Origin of the sequence: Bacillus sp. FJAT-29937, from assembly GCF_001509555.1 — a bacterium.
Taxonomy (GTDB): Bacteria; Bacillota; Bacilli; order Bacillales; family Cytobacillaceae; genus Cytobacillus.
On the sequence record NZ_LMAS01000018.1, the window covers coordinates 56318 to 71033 of the forward strand.

Annotated in this window: 14 protein-coding genes, 1 tRNA gene, 1 rRNA gene, 1 other RNA gene and 1 other annotated feature; of the genes, 4 read left to right on the forward strand and 13 right to left on the reverse strand. The window is 40.3% G+C overall.

The window, feature by feature from the left end; all coding sequences use genetic code 11:
• Positions 1-280 precede the first annotated feature (280 nt).
• From AR328_RS21825 to tadA, 7 genes are all read right to left on the reverse strand, one after another.
• Complete coding sequence (locus AR328_RS21825; protein WP_066302036.1) at positions 281-544, reverse strand: pro-sigmaK processing inhibitor BofA family protein; 264 nt, start codon at positions 542-544, stop codon at positions 281-283.
• A gap of 93 nt (positions 545-637) precedes the next feature.
• Positions 638-856, reverse strand: a complete 219-nt coding sequence (locus AR328_RS21830) for a YaaL family protein (protein WP_066302076.1) — start codon at positions 854-856, stop codon at positions 638-640.
• A 47-nt stretch (positions 857-903) separates the two neighbouring features.
• Positions 904-1500: a recombination mediator RecR gene (recR, locus tag AR328_RS21835; RefSeq protein WP_066302038.1), complete on the reverse strand. Its 597-nt coding sequence runs from the start codon at positions 1498-1500 to the stop codon at positions 904-906.
• A gap of 91 nt (positions 1501-1591) precedes the next feature.
• Positions 1592-1912 (reverse strand): YbaB/EbfC family nucleoid-associated protein, encoded by a 321-nt coding sequence (locus AR328_RS21840; RefSeq protein WP_066302040.1) that lies wholly within the window; start codon positions 1910-1912, stop codon positions 1592-1594.
• Between the two features lie 20 nt (positions 1913-1932).
• The gene (gene dnaX / locus AR328_RS21845) at positions 1933-3624 is read right to left on the reverse strand and encodes a DNA polymerase III subunit gamma/tau (RefSeq protein WP_066302043.1); all 1692 of its coding nucleotides are present in this window, start codon (positions 3622-3624) and stop codon (positions 1933-1935) included.
• Between the two features lie 132 nt (positions 3625-3756).
• Positions 3757-4021: signal recognition particle sRNA large type (ffs, locus tag AR328_RS21850), an RNA gene on the reverse strand.
• 77 nt (positions 4022-4098) lie between these two features.
• Positions 4099-4623 carry a tRNA adenosine(34) deaminase TadA gene (gene tadA, locus AR328_RS21860; RefSeq protein ID WP_066302079.1) on the reverse strand — a complete coding sequence of 175 codons (525 nt, stop codon included), beginning with the start codon at positions 4621-4623 and terminating at the stop codon, positions 4099-4101.
• Between the two features lie 147 nt (positions 4624-4770).
• Here tadA and AR328_RS21865 point away from each other — a divergent pair, with 147 nt between their 5' ends.
• The 3 genes from AR328_RS21865 to AR328_RS21875 all read left to right on the forward strand — a co-directional run bounded on the left by AR328_RS21865 (position 4771) and on the right by AR328_RS21875 (position 7537).
• Entirely contained in the window at positions 4771-6057 is a 1287-nt protein-coding gene (locus AR328_RS21865) for a glycoside hydrolase family 18 protein (RefSeq protein ID WP_066302046.1), read from the forward strand.
• Positions 6058-6230: 173 nt separating this feature from the next.
• Entirely contained in the window at positions 6231-6872 is a 642-nt protein-coding gene (locus tag AR328_RS21870) for a deoxynucleoside kinase (RefSeq protein ID WP_066302048.1), read from the forward strand.
• Complete coding sequence (locus tag AR328_RS21875; RefSeq protein ID WP_066302049.1) at positions 6869-7537, forward strand: deoxynucleoside kinase; 669 nt, start codon at positions 6869-6871, stop codon at positions 7535-7537. The genes AR328_RS21870 and AR328_RS21875 overlap by 4 nt, the downstream gene beginning before the upstream one ends.
• 109 nt (positions 7538-7646) lie before the next feature.
• On the opposite strand, the gene AR328_RS21880 is transcribed toward AR328_RS21875, so the two are convergent.
• The 5 genes from AR328_RS21880 to guaB form a co-directional block, all read right to left on the reverse strand.
• Positions 7647-7739: transfer RNA gene (locus tag AR328_RS21880), tRNA-Ser, on the reverse strand.
• 117 nt (positions 7740-7856) lie between these two features.
• Complete coding sequence (gene serS / locus AR328_RS21885; RefSeq protein ID WP_066302052.1) at positions 7857-9137, reverse strand: serine--tRNA ligase; 1281 nt, start codon at positions 9135-9137, stop codon at positions 7857-7859.
• A gap of 57 nt (positions 9138-9194) precedes the next feature.
• Positions 9195-9414, reverse strand: a binding site (T-box leader).
• A 70-nt stretch (positions 9415-9484) separates the two neighbouring features.
• On the reverse strand, positions 9485-10060 hold the full coding sequence (gene pdxT, locus AR328_RS21890) for a pyridoxal 5'-phosphate synthase glutaminase subunit PdxT (protein WP_066302054.1): 576 nt from the start codon (positions 10058-10060) through the stop codon (positions 9485-9487).
• 80 nt (positions 10061-10140) lie between these two features.
• Positions 10141-11490 (reverse strand): D-alanyl-D-alanine carboxypeptidase family protein, encoded by a 1350-nt coding sequence (locus AR328_RS21895; protein ID WP_066302061.1) that lies wholly within the window; start codon positions 11488-11490, stop codon positions 10141-10143.
• 156 nt (positions 11491-11646) lie between these two features.
• A complete protein-coding gene (gene guaB / locus AR328_RS21900; protein ID WP_066302063.1) occupies positions 11647-13113 on the reverse strand; it encodes an IMP dehydrogenase in 1467 nt (488 codons plus the stop codon).
• Positions 13114-13226: 113 nt separating this feature from the next.
• Between guaB and AR328_RS21905 the strand changes: the two genes are divergently transcribed.
• Positions 13227-14177, forward strand: a complete 951-nt coding sequence (locus AR328_RS21905) for a YaaC family protein (protein ID WP_066302066.1) — start codon at positions 13227-13229, stop codon at positions 14175-14177.
• Positions 14178-14499: 322 nt separating this feature from the next.
• Here AR328_RS21905 and rrf read toward each other — a convergent pair.
• Positions 14500-14616, reverse strand: a 5S ribosomal RNA gene (gene rrf, locus AR328_RS21910).
• Positions 14617-14716: the final 100 nt, after the last annotated feature.

Below are 14716 nucleotides of genomic sequence, written 5' to 3' on the forward strand. Positions count from 1 at the left end.
GTTGAGTTGATTAGCTCATAAATGTCTTTTTGATAAAAAGACTAAAACGTTGACGTTTTTGTTCGTTCAGTTTTCAAAGAACTATCTTGTCGCTCATAGGCGACTTTTTAATATTATCATCCGCGCAAGTCTTTGTCAACAACTTTTTTCTTGATGAATTTTCGTTGTTTTAAAAGGTTCTTGTGAAGACTTTTACTATATTAACATCATAAATAAACACTGTCAACATAATTCATCAAAAAAATTGAACAGCTACTTTTACGCGCAGCTGTTCATCTATTCAAATGATCCACGTCTGTATAGCTACTAGTGAAAATAAACCCGGAATTCCTAGAAAGCCTGAGACAGAGGCTGTGATTAAATTAATGGGGACATGTATGCCGAACTGATTTCCAAACGTATTTAAAAAGAATAAAAACAATGCACCAATCAGAATCTTAATAATACCTTGTCCAACCATTTTTACTGGCTTCATTGGTGCTCCCATAAACAGCAGCAATAAAATGCATACTCCTAATATAGAAATGACGATAACTGGCTCCAATATAAGAAAAATCCTCCTTTCGAGAAACTTGTACTATCAATTTATGAAATCGATATACAAAAAAGACCTCGATAGAAGGACTATGTCCAAAAATTATTTGTGTAAGGTAATCTTTCTTTTTTTTACTTCTTTAAAAAGAAAGAAGTATTTTGCCTCTGCGAGTTTTGCTTGTGTCTTAATCTCTGCGGATGGATCAAAGCTTTTTTCAACAAGTGTTTTTTGATTTGTCCATGTTTCTCTTAAATCGTAAACTTTATTTAAAAGCTTTTCATTAAATTCCTTACGCAGCCAGCCCTTCCTACGAAATAACATCATCTTCGTCCCCCATTAGAAAGCGAATGCGCCTCGACAGTTTAGATTTAAACCTCTCTTCTTCCCTCAAGTGCCTTTGATAGAGTCACTTCATCGGCATATTCAAGGTCTCCTCCGACAGGCAGCCCGTGAGCAATTCGCGTAGCGCGAATTCCAGATGGCTTTAAAAGACGAGAAATATACATAGCTGTCGCTTCTCCCTCAATATTAGGGTTCGTAGCAAGTATAACTTCTTGTACTGTGTCATCTTGGAGTCTTTTTAGAAGTGTGGGTATATTTATATCCTCCGGCCCAATCCCATCCATTGGTGAGATTGCGCCTTGAAGTACATGATATAAGCCATGATACTCTTTCATTTTTTCCATTGCAATGACATCTTTAGGATCTTGAACGACACAAATAACCGTTCGATCTCTCCTTTGATCTTCACAAATATAACAGGGGTCTTGATCGGTAATATGGCCGCAAACTGAGCAATAGGACAAATTCCTCTTTGCGTTCACTAGCGCCTTTGCAAAGTCAAGGACAGTGTCTTCCTTCATACTTAATATAAAAAATGCCAGACGAGCGGCCGTTTTCGGGCCGATACCTGGCAATTTCATAAAGCTGTCAATCAGCTTAGATATCGGTTCAGGATAATGCATATTCATTCCTCCTTAAAAGAAAAGCGGAAGCGCCATAAAAAGAAAAGCCTCAGTCTAATCCAACAACTGAAGCCAGACAAATAAGAGTGTCTTAGAACATTCCAGGCAGATTCATACCTTTAGTGAATTGGCCCATCGTGTTATTTGTTAGTTCATCTGCCTTTTTAAGTGCCTCGTTCGTTGCAGCTAATACAAGATCTTGTAACATTTCGATATCCTCTGGATCTACTACTTCTTCCTTGATGTTCACTTCAAGAACTTCTTTATGGCCTGAAACAATGACAGAAACCATTCCTCCTCCAGCAGTTCCTTCGATTCTTTCTTCACCAAGCTTCTCCTGAGCCTCGGCCATTTTCTTTTGCATCTTTTGCATTTGTTTCATCATATTTTGCATATTACCCATTCCACGCATGTAATTGTACCTCCAGTTAATTAGTCTATTATTTCTACTAAATCATCACCAAATAATTTTTTTGCTTCGGCGATTAATGGTTCTTCTTCATTTGGATGCTCTTCGCTGACTCCATTATCCTGCTGGCTGTTGAGGAAATTTTCTCTAACCTTTTGCCATTGCTCATCAGGAATGCCAACGAGCTGCAGTCGTTTTCCCAAAAGCTCATACATAATACTGGATAAGATGTCGAGAAATCTCGCATTATCCATTGCCATTTGACAATGAATTTCATATTTAAATTTAATGATAAAGGCGGTTGGTGAGGCTGCAACAGGCTCTGCTTCATTCAACAAAGCAGCTTGGGACCTCATCTGATTATGAGCCAGCCTACTTAGCATTTCGCCCCAATTGCTTTTTATCGCCATTAAATCATTTTTTGTCGCTTGCTTTAATATTTCATTAACTTTCCCAATTGGCGCTTGGAAGCCTTTACGGGAGCTTCTTTGTGCTTTTTTCTGAACAGCAGGCTGACCATCATCTTGGACCACAACACCCTGGCGCTTCAAAAGACTGATTTCACTCTCTAAATGTTCTATCTTTTGGAGCAGCGGCTGAAGATCTCCGGCAGCTACACTTGATCCTTTTCTATCAAGCTGGCAAAGCTTAACGATCGCTACCTCAAGGAAAATCCTCGGATGGTTCGTCCAGCGCATTTCCTGCTGCGCCTTATTCAGAACTTCTATTAATTCATACAGTTCCTCTGGCTGGACTTTTTCAGCAAGCTGTTGGAACTCTTCGTCTAGCATAACTCTTTCCAGCGTTTCTTCCAATCTAGGGGCAGCCTTAAAGAGTAGCATATCCCGATAATATAGGATAAAATCCTCAACAAAACGTGCAGGGTCTTTCCCTTGAAATAGAAGTTCCTCCAGGAATTCCAGACCTTGTGCCGCATTCCTTTCCATAACTGCAAGAGCCAGCTTATTTAAAAAGCCTTGTGAAACCGCTCCTGTTACAGTTAAGGCATCATCCATTGTCACTTCATCCTGGCTAAATGATATAGCCTGATCAAGTAGGCTTAACGCATCACGCATGCCGCCTTCTGCTGCTCTCGCAATCACATGCAATGCTTGCTCCTCGCATTTAACGCCAGTCTCTTCGACAATGAGCTTCATCCTGCCTACAATTGCTTGAGCTGTAATTCGTTTAAAATCAAATCGCTGACATCTTGAAATAATTGTTAGCGGAATCTTATGGGGCTCAGTTGTTGCTAAAATAAAGATAACATGCTTAGGAGGTTCTTCAAGCGTTTTCAATAAAGCATTGAAAGCTCCAATGGAAAGCATATGAACTTCATCGACAATATAGACTTTATACTTGGCAACATTTGGTGCATATTTGACCTTGTCCCTGATGTCCCTAATTTCTTCAACGCCGTTATTGGAGGCGGCGTCAATTTCAATAACATCTTGAATGGATCCATCTGTTATCCCTTTGCAGGTAGGGCATTCATTACAAGGCTCGTTTATCGGAGCCCTCTCACAGTTGACCGCCTTAGCCAGAATCTTGGCCGCACTCGTTTTCCCTGTCCCGCGGGGCCCGGAAAACAGATAGGCATGCGAGATTTTTTCCTGAAGCAGGGCGTTTTGCAATGTTTTCGTTACATGCTCCTGTCCGACAACATCGATAAAGCTTTGAGGACGCCAAACCCGATATAAAGCCTGATAACTCATTGTTACGCCCCCCTTCCTATGTATTCTCAACAACCATTATACCTTATTCATTTTCAATATTTCAAAGTATATAGAAATAAAAAAACTCATCCCAATTCAGCGAGATGAGTTTTGTTTATTATAGTTAAACTGCCGTGCACCTTCCTTCGACTGGCTCCCATAAGCGTTACTTAAGCAGTTAGCTCGGCCCAGGCGACCCTGCGGCACATGAGATGGTCCACTTAATGCTGCTTCCTTCCGGACCTGACATGGTTCATGGATTCCCATTGCGCAGGACCCGGGCGTCAACACCACTTACTTAAGGCAGGCCCTACAGGACACCAGCCTCGGGAAGGGATTCAGCCTCGCTAGAGCGGATTGCGAGTACAGGGCACCGCTACCTCCCCGCCTAGCACGGCAAAGTTGAAACCATATTTAGTTGCGTCTTGGTGACGCATAATTAAGTATACTAATCTTTTGTGTAAAAATCAATTCCTATTCACTGACAATTCCTGTATCATTATCCAGCTGTAATAATTTCCTTTGTTTCTTCTCTTCTTTCCTTCGTTCGCGCAAGTTTCGGAAGAAAGATGACAGTAATTCGCCGCACTCTTCTTCCAGTACACCTGTTATTACCTCACTCTGATGATTAAATCGTTCATCCTGCAGAAGATTCATAAAGGTGCCTGCACAGCCACCCTTCGGATCCTTTGCACCGTACACAACCTTTTTTATCCGAGAAAGAATAATAGCCCCAGCACACATGGGGCATGGTTCCAGGGTAACATAGAGAACGGCATCCTCAAGCCTCCACGTGCCAAGCTGCTGACACGCTTTATCAATAGCAAGTAATTCCGCATGGGCGATTGCATTTTGATTGGATTCCCTTAAATTATGGGCTCTTGCGATGATTTTCCCGTTTAGAACAACAATCGCTCCAATAGGCACTTCCTTCATATGCTCAGCCTTTTTTGCCTCATGTATTGCTTCTAGCATATAAATTTCGTCCGACTGATCCATTTGCAAATCCATTTCATTTCATCCCTTTAATTTAGATCCTTTGTTAAATTATATCATTACTTCATTTATTCCTTCATAAAATGGTTGTAGTGTTTAATTTTAGTCATCGATAATGGTCCTTATTTGTTTGATAAAGGAGGAGTCATTTTGCAAATTCATGTTGTTCAAGCAAACCAAACCTTAACAAGTATCGCGCGTGCCTATGGAACGACCGCCAATGATATATCCGAGGCTAATGAAATTCCTAATCCTAATAATCTAGTGGTTGGTCAGACCCTAGTAATCCCCATTATCGGCCGATTTTACACGGTGCAAAGCGGGGATAGTTTATACTCAATCTCAAGGAAATTTAATATTTCCTATCAGGAACTAGCCTCTATTAACCGCATTTCTGTTAACACGCCGCTTCAGATCGGATTTAGACTTTATATTCCGCCCCGTCCGAAGCAGCAGGCAGAATTTAATGCGTATGTAGAGCCAAGGGGCACAACGGTTGCACCCAATTTAGAAACTAGTGCAAGAGAAGCCGCTCCTTATTTAACCTATTTAGCCCCGTTTAGTTTTCAGGCACTTCGTGATGGAACCCTGAAGGAACCATTATTAAATAATTTCCCTGCGATTGCCCGTGCCAACAGAAATGTACTGATGATGGTGATTACAAACCAGGAGAATGATCAATTTAGTGATGAACTAGGACGGATTCTCCTCAATGATATGCCCATCCAAGACAAATTTATAAATAATATCGTGGCAACTGCTAAAAAATATGGCTTCCGGGATATCCATTTCGATTTCGAATACTTGCGCCCGGCCGATCGAGAAGCATACAATCGTTTTCTTAGAAAAGCTAAGGCTAGGTTTCAGCAAGAAGGCTGGCTGATTTCGACTGCTCTAGCTCCTAAAACAAGCGCTGGGCAAAAAGGACGCTGGTATGAGGCGCATGATTATAAGGCACACGGGGAGATTGTCGACTTTGTTGTCATCATGACCTATGAATGGGGCTATAGCGGCGGACCGGCCATGGCTGTTTCTCCAATTGGACCCGTCCGAAAGGTATTAGAGTATGCGATATCTGAAATTCCTTCTAACAAAATATTAATGGGACAAAATTTATACGGCTATGACTGGACACTGCCATTTGTTCAAGGCTCCTTCGCACGAGCTTTAAGCCCCCAGCAGGCTATCCAGCTTGCTGCGAATAACCATGTCGCTATCCAGTATGACACGAAAGCACAGGCGCCATTCTTCCACTATACAGATCAGGCGGGGAAAAGACATGAGGTCTGGTTTGAAGACGCCCGCTCCATTCAGGCAAAATTTGATTTGATTAAAGAATTGAAGCTAAGAGGAATGAGCTATTGGAAGCTGGGTCTTTCCTTTCCGCAAAACTGGCTATTGATCACAGAGAATTTTAACGTTGTAAAAAGACCTTAAGCAATTTAAAACAGCTGATACTTTGTGCAGCTGTTTTTTTGTGCTCGCTGATAAAAAAAATTCCATATCCCTTCCACCACAATTGTATGATAAAATAATTTTTGTGTCATTTAAGGACGTAGTGCCATACAACACTTATATAGATAAAGCAGGACGGAGTAGGAGGACTATCCATGGGAGCAACCCCTTTTATCACGGTTGAGGGACCAATTGGTGTTGGGAAAACATCACTGGCTAAGGCCATTTCCGATCATTTCGAATTTGCCCTACTGAAAGAAATAGTAGATGAAAATCCGTTTTTAGGTAAATTCTATGAAAACATTGAAGAATGGAGTTTTCAAACGGAAATGTTTTTTCTCTGCAACCGCTATAAGCAGCTAGCTGATATTCAGAACCATTTTCTGATGAAAGACAAGCCTGTCGTTGCAGACTATCATATATTTAAAAATCTTATTTTTGCCGGGCGTTCATTAAATACACAGGAGAACGAGAAGTATCTAAAAATCTACGATATCCTGACAAAAGATATGCCAAAGCCCAATGTAGTCATTTATCTTCATGCAAGTCTAGAAACGATTATGAACCGTATTCGCCTAAGGGGAAGAGATATCGAAAAGAATATAAGCCCTTTGTATCTAGAGCAATTATCCATAGATTATGACAAGGCAATTAGCGACTTCGAATCTCAGCACCCGGAAGTATCAGTTCTTCGCTTCAATGGCGATCATTTAGACTTTGTAAAAAATCAAGAGGATCTTCAAACGATCATTGACACGTTATCTATCACATTAATTAAAGGGAGCATGCAATCATGATTCTTCGAAACAAATATGGAATCCCTTCAAATGCAGTCATCACGATTGCCGGAACGGTTGGAGTGGGAAAATCTACAATGACCAATGCCCTAGCAAAGGCTCTACACTTTCGCACATCCTTTGAAAAAGTGGATACCAATCCTTATTTAGATAAATTTTATGCAGATTTTGAACGATGGAGCTTTCATCTGCAAATTTATTTTCTGGCTGAACGCTTTAAAGAACAGAAACGCATTTTTGAGTATGGCGGCGGTTTTATCCAGGATCGTTCCATTTATGAGGACACTGGGATCTTTGCGAAGATGCATTATGAAAAAGGCACCATGTCCAAGGTCGATTACGAAACGTATACTAGTCTATTTGATGCGATGGTTATGACTCCCTATTTTCCGCATCCGGACTTGCTTATTTACCTGGAGGGCTCCCTTGACGATATTCTATCCCGTATCCATGAACGAGGACGCCCAATGGAGCAGCAGACACCTATAGAATATTGGAAGGAAATGCATAAGCGTTACGAAGATTGGATTAACTCCTTTAACGCTTGTCCTGTCCTTCGATTGAACATCAATGATTATGATATTATGGATGATGAAAGCTCAGTTGAACCGATTCTTGAGCGGATTTCAGAGTTCATGAAGCAAACTCAATTATTAAAAAAATAGTCGCCTAAACAGGCGGCTATTTTTTTATATAAAAACATAAAAAAACCGCTACATCAATCTGTAGCGGTTTTAATCTCCAATTTATGCGCGTGTATAATGTCAATGTTAATGGAGGAGGAAAGGGGATTCGAACCCCTGCGCGGTTTGACCCGCCTGTCGGTTTTCAAGACCGATCCCTTCAGCCGGACTTGGGTATTCCTCCGTATCGACAAGAAATAATATATCATTTATCAAAAATAGTGTCAATATTATTTAATAATTTTTTTGAGCGGGATTTGGCCCCGCTCAAAAAGTATTTTAACTTGGAGTGTAGCAAGATTTACTGCGGTTTAATAACATCTCTGTTGCCCATATACGGACGCAATACTTCCGGAATCACAACACTGCCGTCCTCCTGCTGGTAATTTTCCAACAGTGCGGCAACCGTGCGGCCGATTGCAAGGCCAGACCCATTTAATGTATGCACATGCTCTGGCTTGCCTTTTGCTTCGCGGCGGAAACGGATGTTTGCACGTCTTGCTTGGAAGGCTTCAAAGTTACTGCAAGAAGAAATTTCTCTGTATGTGTTATAGCTTGGAATCCACACTTCAATATCATACTTTTTCGCAGCCGTGAAGCCAAGATCACCTGTACACATGCTCATCACGCGGTATGGAAGTCCTAATAGCTGTAGAACCTTCTCCGCATTCTTTGTCAGCTTTTCTAATTCCTCATAAGAATCTTCAGGCTTTACAAATTTAACGAGCTCCACCTTATTAAATTGATGCTGGCGAATCAGCCCTCTTGTATCACGTCCAGCTGATCCCGCTTCAGAGCGGAAGCAAGCACTAAATGCAGCGTAATTAATCGGCAGATCTTCAGCTGTTAAAATCTCTTCCCGATGCATATTCGTTACTGGCACCTCGGCTGTTGGAATTAAGAAATAGTCCTCATTTTCAATAAGGAAGGCATCCTCTTCAAACTTCGGAAGCTGTCCAGTTCCTGTCATACTTGCACGATTGACTAAGTAAGGCGGCAATACTTCTGTATAACCATGCTCCTCTGTATGAAGGTCAAGCATAAAGTTGAATAAAGCACGTTCAAGGCGTGCACCGAGCCCTTTGTAAAATACAAATCGGCTTCCCGTCACCTTTCCTGCACGTTCAAAATCAAGAATATTCAACTGATCTGCCACTTCCCAATGCGGCTTCGGTTCAAAGTCAAACTGTCTAACCTCTCCCCACTTCCACGCTTCCACATTGTCGTCTTCAGTTTCTCCAACCGGGACACTTTCATGCGGAATATTTGGAATGCTTAGCAATAGTTGATCTAATTCCTCTTCAACCGTGCGCAGCTCATCATCAAGCTCTTTAATTTGATCTCCAACCTCACGCATTTCAGCAATTAAATGGTCCGCGTCTTGCTTATCTCTCTTTAAAATGGCAACCTGCTGAGAAACTTCATTCCGTCTGCTTTTCAGTTGTTCCGCTTTTACAATCAAATCACGTCGTTTCGTATCAAGATCTTCAAATTTCCCAAGATCCGTTAAATCCTCGCCGCGATGCTCAAGCTTCTTTTTTACCTCTTCAAAATTTGCTCTCAAAAACTTAATGTCTAACATTCCATAACCCCTCCTAATTTTTCACTGTGGGAAAACGCAAAAAACTCCCGTCCCCAAAAAAGGGACGAGAGTTACCCGCGTTGCCACCCTAGTTGAAGGCATAAGCCTTCCACCTTAAATTCATAACGGTTTTATACCGAAAGTATTTACTGGCCAAAAAATGGCGTTCCATACTTTGCTCGAGGATGGATTCACAAGCTTCATCCGCCAATTTCCACCAGCCATTGGCTCTCTCTAGAATGAAAATCCTGTTACTAGTTCCTCTCATTGCTTTCGACTATAGTAAATTTTAATTTATAATGTACTACAATTATTAATCATTTGCAACTATATTATGCAAATTAGTTTTACTTCGCTTCTTTTACCATGTTGATAAAGTAGGAGGTCATGCGGTGGTCACCTGTTAATTCCGGATGAAATGAGCACCCAAGGATTTGACCCTCACGTGCTGCCACGATGCGCTCATCATGCTTTGCCAGAACTTCCACATTCTCTCCTGCTTGTACAATATGAGGGGCACGAATGAATACAGCAGGGAAATCCTCTGCCACGCCAGCAACAGCTATATCTGCTTCAAAGCTCTCCCTCTGGCGTCCAAATGAATTTCTTTCAACATGGACATCCATCACTCCGATATGCGGTTCATCATAGCCTTTAATATGCTTAGCTAATAAAATTAAACCCGCACAAGTCCCAAACATCGGTTTGCCAGACGCAGCAAACGCTTTAAGACCATCCATAAAATCATACTTATCTATCAAACGGCGCATCGTTGTGCTTTCCCCGCCTGGAAGTATTAAACCATCAATCTCATCCAATTGCTCCTTATGTTTAATCACAACTGCCTCTGCCCCACATTCCTCGATGGAATGGACATGTTCTTTAACTGCTCCCTGAAGACCAAGTACTCCTACCTTAACCATTACTTTTCCCCCTTTTCCTTCCTCATATTAAAAATAAATAACAAAAAGGGGCCCCTGTCAAGACAGGAAACCCCTTTTTGTTAGAACCAACCTTTTACAGTTGAAGTGATGCCTCCAAAGACATTCCCGAAAAAGCTGCCTATTCCGCGCATCATCAACACAAACCAGTTCGCTTTATCAATATCCTCAGCCGCAACTACATCTACTTGAATTTTATTTTTTCCTTTTTCAGATAGGAATTCAAGATCACCTTCATTAGAGGATTCAATCGTTAACGTTCCGACTTTATCCCCTTCTTTAACAGGCGCTGTTAATTCCCCTTTATCATTAAGCTTTTCTTTATCTAATACTAGCTTTGTCTTATAGTTTTCCTTTTCGCCATTTTTCACGACCATGGTGATTGGATCCTTCGTTTCAATCTTTACCTTGTCTTCTTTTCCTTTAATAACAGGTAAAGTCTTTTGACCCTTCACTTGATAATTAGCAGGCACTAGCTCTTCTTTGCCAAAATTACTAAAAGCATAATTGAACATTTTCTTTGTTTCATCAAAGCGGGATTTATAAGTTCCCTTTCCGCTTTCATCCTTGGCATTCATTATCACCGTAATATAACGGGTGCCATTTCTGATGGCTGTACCTGTAAAGCAATAGCCAGCAAACTCCGTTGTCCCTGTTTTCAGGCCATCTACACCCTCAAAGCCATATACAAGGCTTGGGAGCATCCAGTTCCAGTTTTGCATATCAATTGCATCTTCTGTACCTTCTCTGAAGGTCATTTTCGGAATAGTTGTTGTTTCTAACACTTCTGGATAGTCGTTAAGTAAATAAGAAGCTAGTTTTGCAGTTGCTCTTGCAGACATCACATTCTCTTCATCTTCTGTCCCAGTATGGTGGAATCCTTTTAAATCTTTATTATTTAAGCCAGATGAGTTAACAAACTTGAAATCTTTTAATCCTAGTTCTTCTGCTTTTTTATTCATCATTTTTACAAAGTTCTCTTCAGAACCCGCAAGCGTTTCTGCAATGGCAATCGTTGCAGCATTTGCTGAATAAATCGTCATTGCTTGATACAGTTCACGAATATTATATTTTCCATCTCTGCGCAAAGGTACATTGGATAAATTCGTATCATGTGAAATCTTCCAGACATATTCGCTGACGGAATATTCTTGATCCCATTTCACTCTTCCCTCTTTAATAGCTTCTAGAAGGAGATACTCAGTCATCATTTTTGTCATACTAGCGATACCAAGAACTTGGTCGGCATTTTTTGAATAAAGTACTTTACCTGTCTCTGCTTCTACTAGAATTGCAGCATCACCATTTACATTTAAAATATCTTCTGCATAGGCTCTATTTAAGCTAGGCAAAAGCCCTATTACTATCACGAATGCAAGAATACTAGCTACATATTTACGAAATTTTTTCAATACAAAGCCCTCCAACTTTTTAGTACACGTTTGATATTTTATCATAATTCGACATTAAAACATAGACAGAGGAATTACCTATTCTTACCTAAGGATTTTCCATACAAAAAGCAGAGTAGCATTATGCATACTCTGCTCTAAATCATTGTTATTGAATTATGAGAAAGAATAGTTTGGTGCTTCTTTTGTAATTTGAACGTCATGCGGATGGCTTTCCTTTAATCCGGCACCTGTCATCCTTACAAATTGGGATTTCTCTCTTAATTCTGTTAAGTCCTTTGTTCCACAATAGCCCATTCCTGAACGCAAACCGCCAACAAGCTGATAAATCGTATCTGCTAACGGTCCTTTATAAGGGAGACGGCCTTCTATTCCCTCCGGAACAAATTTCTTATTATCCTCTTGGAAATAACGATCCTTTGATCCTTTTTCCATGGCAGCAACAGAACCCATTCCACGGTAAACCTTAAAGCGGCGGCCTTGGAAGATTTCCGTTTCTCCAGGGCTTTCGGATACACCTGCTAAAAGGCTGCCAAGCATAACTGCATGTCCACCAGCAGCAAGTGCTTTGACTACATCACCTGAATATTTAATTCCGCCATCGGCAATAATCGCCTTACCATGCTTTCTTGCCTCAGTCGCACAATCATATACAGCTGTAATTTGAGGAACGCCTACTCCTGCAACTACGCGAGTCGTACAGATGGAACCAGGTCCAATTCCTACTTTTACAATATCTGCTCCTGCTTCAATCAATTCCCTTGTCGCTTCGGCAGTTGCAACATTTCCTGCAATGATCGCTAGATTTGGATATGTGTTTCTTATTTCACGAACTGTATCAAATACTCCTTTTGAATGTCCGTGTGCAGTATCTACTACAATCACATCTACTTGAGATTTAACAAGCATGGCTACACGCATCATTGTATCTTTTGTTACGCCAACAGCAGCCCCAACTAGCAAGCGGCCCTGATCATCCTTAGCGGAGTTTGGAAACTCAATTACTTTTTCAATATCTTTTATAGTGATTAAACCTTTTAGAATTCCTTCACTGTCCACAAGCGGAAGCTTTTCAATTTTATGCTTTTGAAGAATGCTCTCTGCTTCTTCTAAAGTAGTTCCCACAGGTGCAGTAACAAGGTTTTCCTTTGTCATAACATCAGAAATAATAATGGAATAATCCGAAATAAATCGAAGATCCCGGTTTGTCAAAATACCAACAAGTTTTTGCTCTTCACCATTATTTACGATAGGTACACCTGAAATTCGGTATTTCCCCATTAAATGTTCTGCATCATATACTTGTTGTTCTGGGGTAAGGAAAAATGGGTCTGTAATAACGCCGCTTTCAGAGCGCTTCACTTTATCGACTTGCTCAGCCTGCTGCTCGATCGTCATGTTTTTATGAATGACACCCAGTCCACCTTGTCGAGCCATTGCAATAGCCATTTCTGCTTCAGTTACAGTATCCATCCCTGCACTGATAATTGGAATATTAAGCTTAATCTTTTCTGTAAGCTGAACACTTAAACTCACATCACGCGGAAGAACCTCTGATTTAGAAGGAACAAGTAACACATCATCAAACGTTAAACCTTCTTTTACAAACTTACTTTCCCACATCTTTTTGACCCCCAATTCTTGAAAATATTATTAGTAGGTTATCAATTGGGCAAAATACTGTCAAGGATTCTTCAATATGTTGCATTTTTCTAAAAACTCGGAGGTACTTATTCATGCATGACTATAAAGATTGGGATTCATTTTTATATTATTTTTCGGCAAGCTCTTCACAATCCTTTCTAAAAAAATGCTATCATCTTCAACATTTGGAATCAGCAGAGCAAAAAAGTTATGAAAACAGCTACCCTTTTATATATTATCTTGAACATGGACAAATTTATTACAAACAAGCAGAACTTGCTCCATTATTAATTAAGCCCATACTTTTATTTTACGGACTGGTTCATTTAATAAAAGCTTGTATTTTAACTGTGGACCCAAATTATCCCGAAACAACGACTGTTCTTGCACATGGAGTCTCAACTAGGAAAAGAAAAAAACAGCAATATCACTTTTTTCATGATGAGGTGAAAATCCAGAAAAGCGGACTTTTTCCATATATGGGAGAGAAACTGTTTCACATGAAACATTTAGAGGGCGAAAAAACAAATATGAGGGAGCTGCTCGCACAGATTCCTGAACTTAATCAAATGTTTATACAAACAGAGGGGAAACAGACATTTTTGCAAATGAATCAGCAGGATCATGTACATCTACTGCCAAAGGAAATCTTAGACTCCTTTCATATGACGGAAGCACGTTTTATCGAATATTGGAATAACGGAAATACAGCCGATATACAAGGAACAGATGAACAATTTATACATTTTGCGGTCAACTCAACATGCCTAAATGACTTGCTTCCGATTAAATTCAATATGGAAAATGGACAGCTCTATTTCCCTAGAATCAAAAATAGCCTAAATTTATTCCCGGAATTATTAATCCACTATTTATTGCTTTATAATTTAAGTATGATCGCTCGGTATGAAACAGAATGGTGGAGCGAATTAATAAAAATGATGCCTAATCAGGATTTTCCTTTTATTCAGTCCTTTTTAAACATTACCTCTAAGAAGGGACCTTTTTTAATTTATCAAACGTTGACAAAGGGGAAAGCATGAAGTGGTTTGTTGCGTTGAAAAAGAAGGGGGCGGTTTGAAGAAGTTCTAAAATGTCGAGAAGAAACTAGTTAAAGAAATTAATGCGGACACTAGATCCGTTATTTTCATTAAATGATCTTCTTTGTAGGCTATACGGACACTGGGTTCGCTATTATCAAAAAACACAAGGAAATCACTGAAAATAAATGAATTAGCGGAAGCTGTGTCCTCAAACATCAACATTTACCCCATTTTTGTACGATTAACGTATCTGGTGTCCGCTTAACTCAAGTAAAAAATGACCATACAAAAAAGAACAGCCATTACAGCTGTTCTTTCTTTTGCCTAGCGACGTCCTACTCTCACAAGGGGACAGCCCCTAACTACCATCGGCGCTGAAAAGCTTAACTTCCGTGTTCGGGATGGGAACGGGTGTGACCTTTTCGCTATCGCCACTAGACCTGTTGAGGTTTGTTCCCTCAAAACTAGATAATGCTGAAGAAGAATTTTCGAGTAATCATTTTTTAATTGTCTAGCTTCGGCTCCTAGCTTTTCGGCCG

What these genes read in the sequence shown, in the direction of transcription:
- AR328_RS21830 (WP_066302076.1), bottom strand. Translation starts at nt 856, where the DNA reads ATGTTATTTCGTAGGAAGGGCTGGCTGCGTAAGGAATTTAATGAAAAG.
- guaB (WP_066302063.1), bottom strand. Translation starts at nt 13,113, where the DNA reads ATGTGGGAAAGTAAGTTTGTAAAAGAAGGTTTAACGTTTGATGATGTG.
- AR328_RS21875 (WP_066302049.1), top strand. Translation starts at nt 6,869, where the DNA reads ATGATTCTTCGAAACAAATATGGAATCCCTTCAAATGCAGTCATCACG.
- tadA (WP_066302079.1), bottom strand. Translation starts at nt 4,623, where the DNA reads ATGGATCAGTCGGACGAAATTTATATGCTAGAAGCAATACATGAGGCA.
- serS (WP_066302052.1), bottom strand. Translation starts at nt 9,137, where the DNA reads ATGTTAGACATTAAGTTTTTGAGAGCAAATTTTGAAGAGGTAAAAAAG.
- AR328_RS21870 (WP_066302048.1), top strand. Translation starts at nt 6,231, where the DNA reads ATGGGAGCAACCCCTTTTATCACGGTTGAGGGACCAATTGGTGTTGGG.
- recR (WP_066302038.1), bottom strand. Translation starts at nt 1,500, where the DNA reads ATGCATTATCCTGAACCGATATCTAAGCTGATTGACAGCTTTATGAAA.
- dnaX (WP_066302043.1), bottom strand. Translation starts at nt 3,624, where the DNA reads ATGAGTTATCAGGCTTTATATCGGGTTTGGCGTCCTCAAAGCTTTATC.
- AR328_RS21840 (WP_066302040.1), bottom strand. Translation starts at nt 1,912, where the DNA reads ATGCGTGGAATGGGTAATATGCAAAATATGATGAAACAAATGCAAAAG.
- pdxT (WP_066302054.1), bottom strand. Translation starts at nt 10,060, where the DNA reads ATGGTTAAGGTAGGAGTACTTGGTCTTCAGGGAGCAGTTAAAGAACAT.
- AR328_RS21905 (WP_066302066.1), top strand. Translation starts at nt 13,227, where the DNA reads ATGCATGACTATAAAGATTGGGATTCATTTTTATATTATTTTTCGGCA.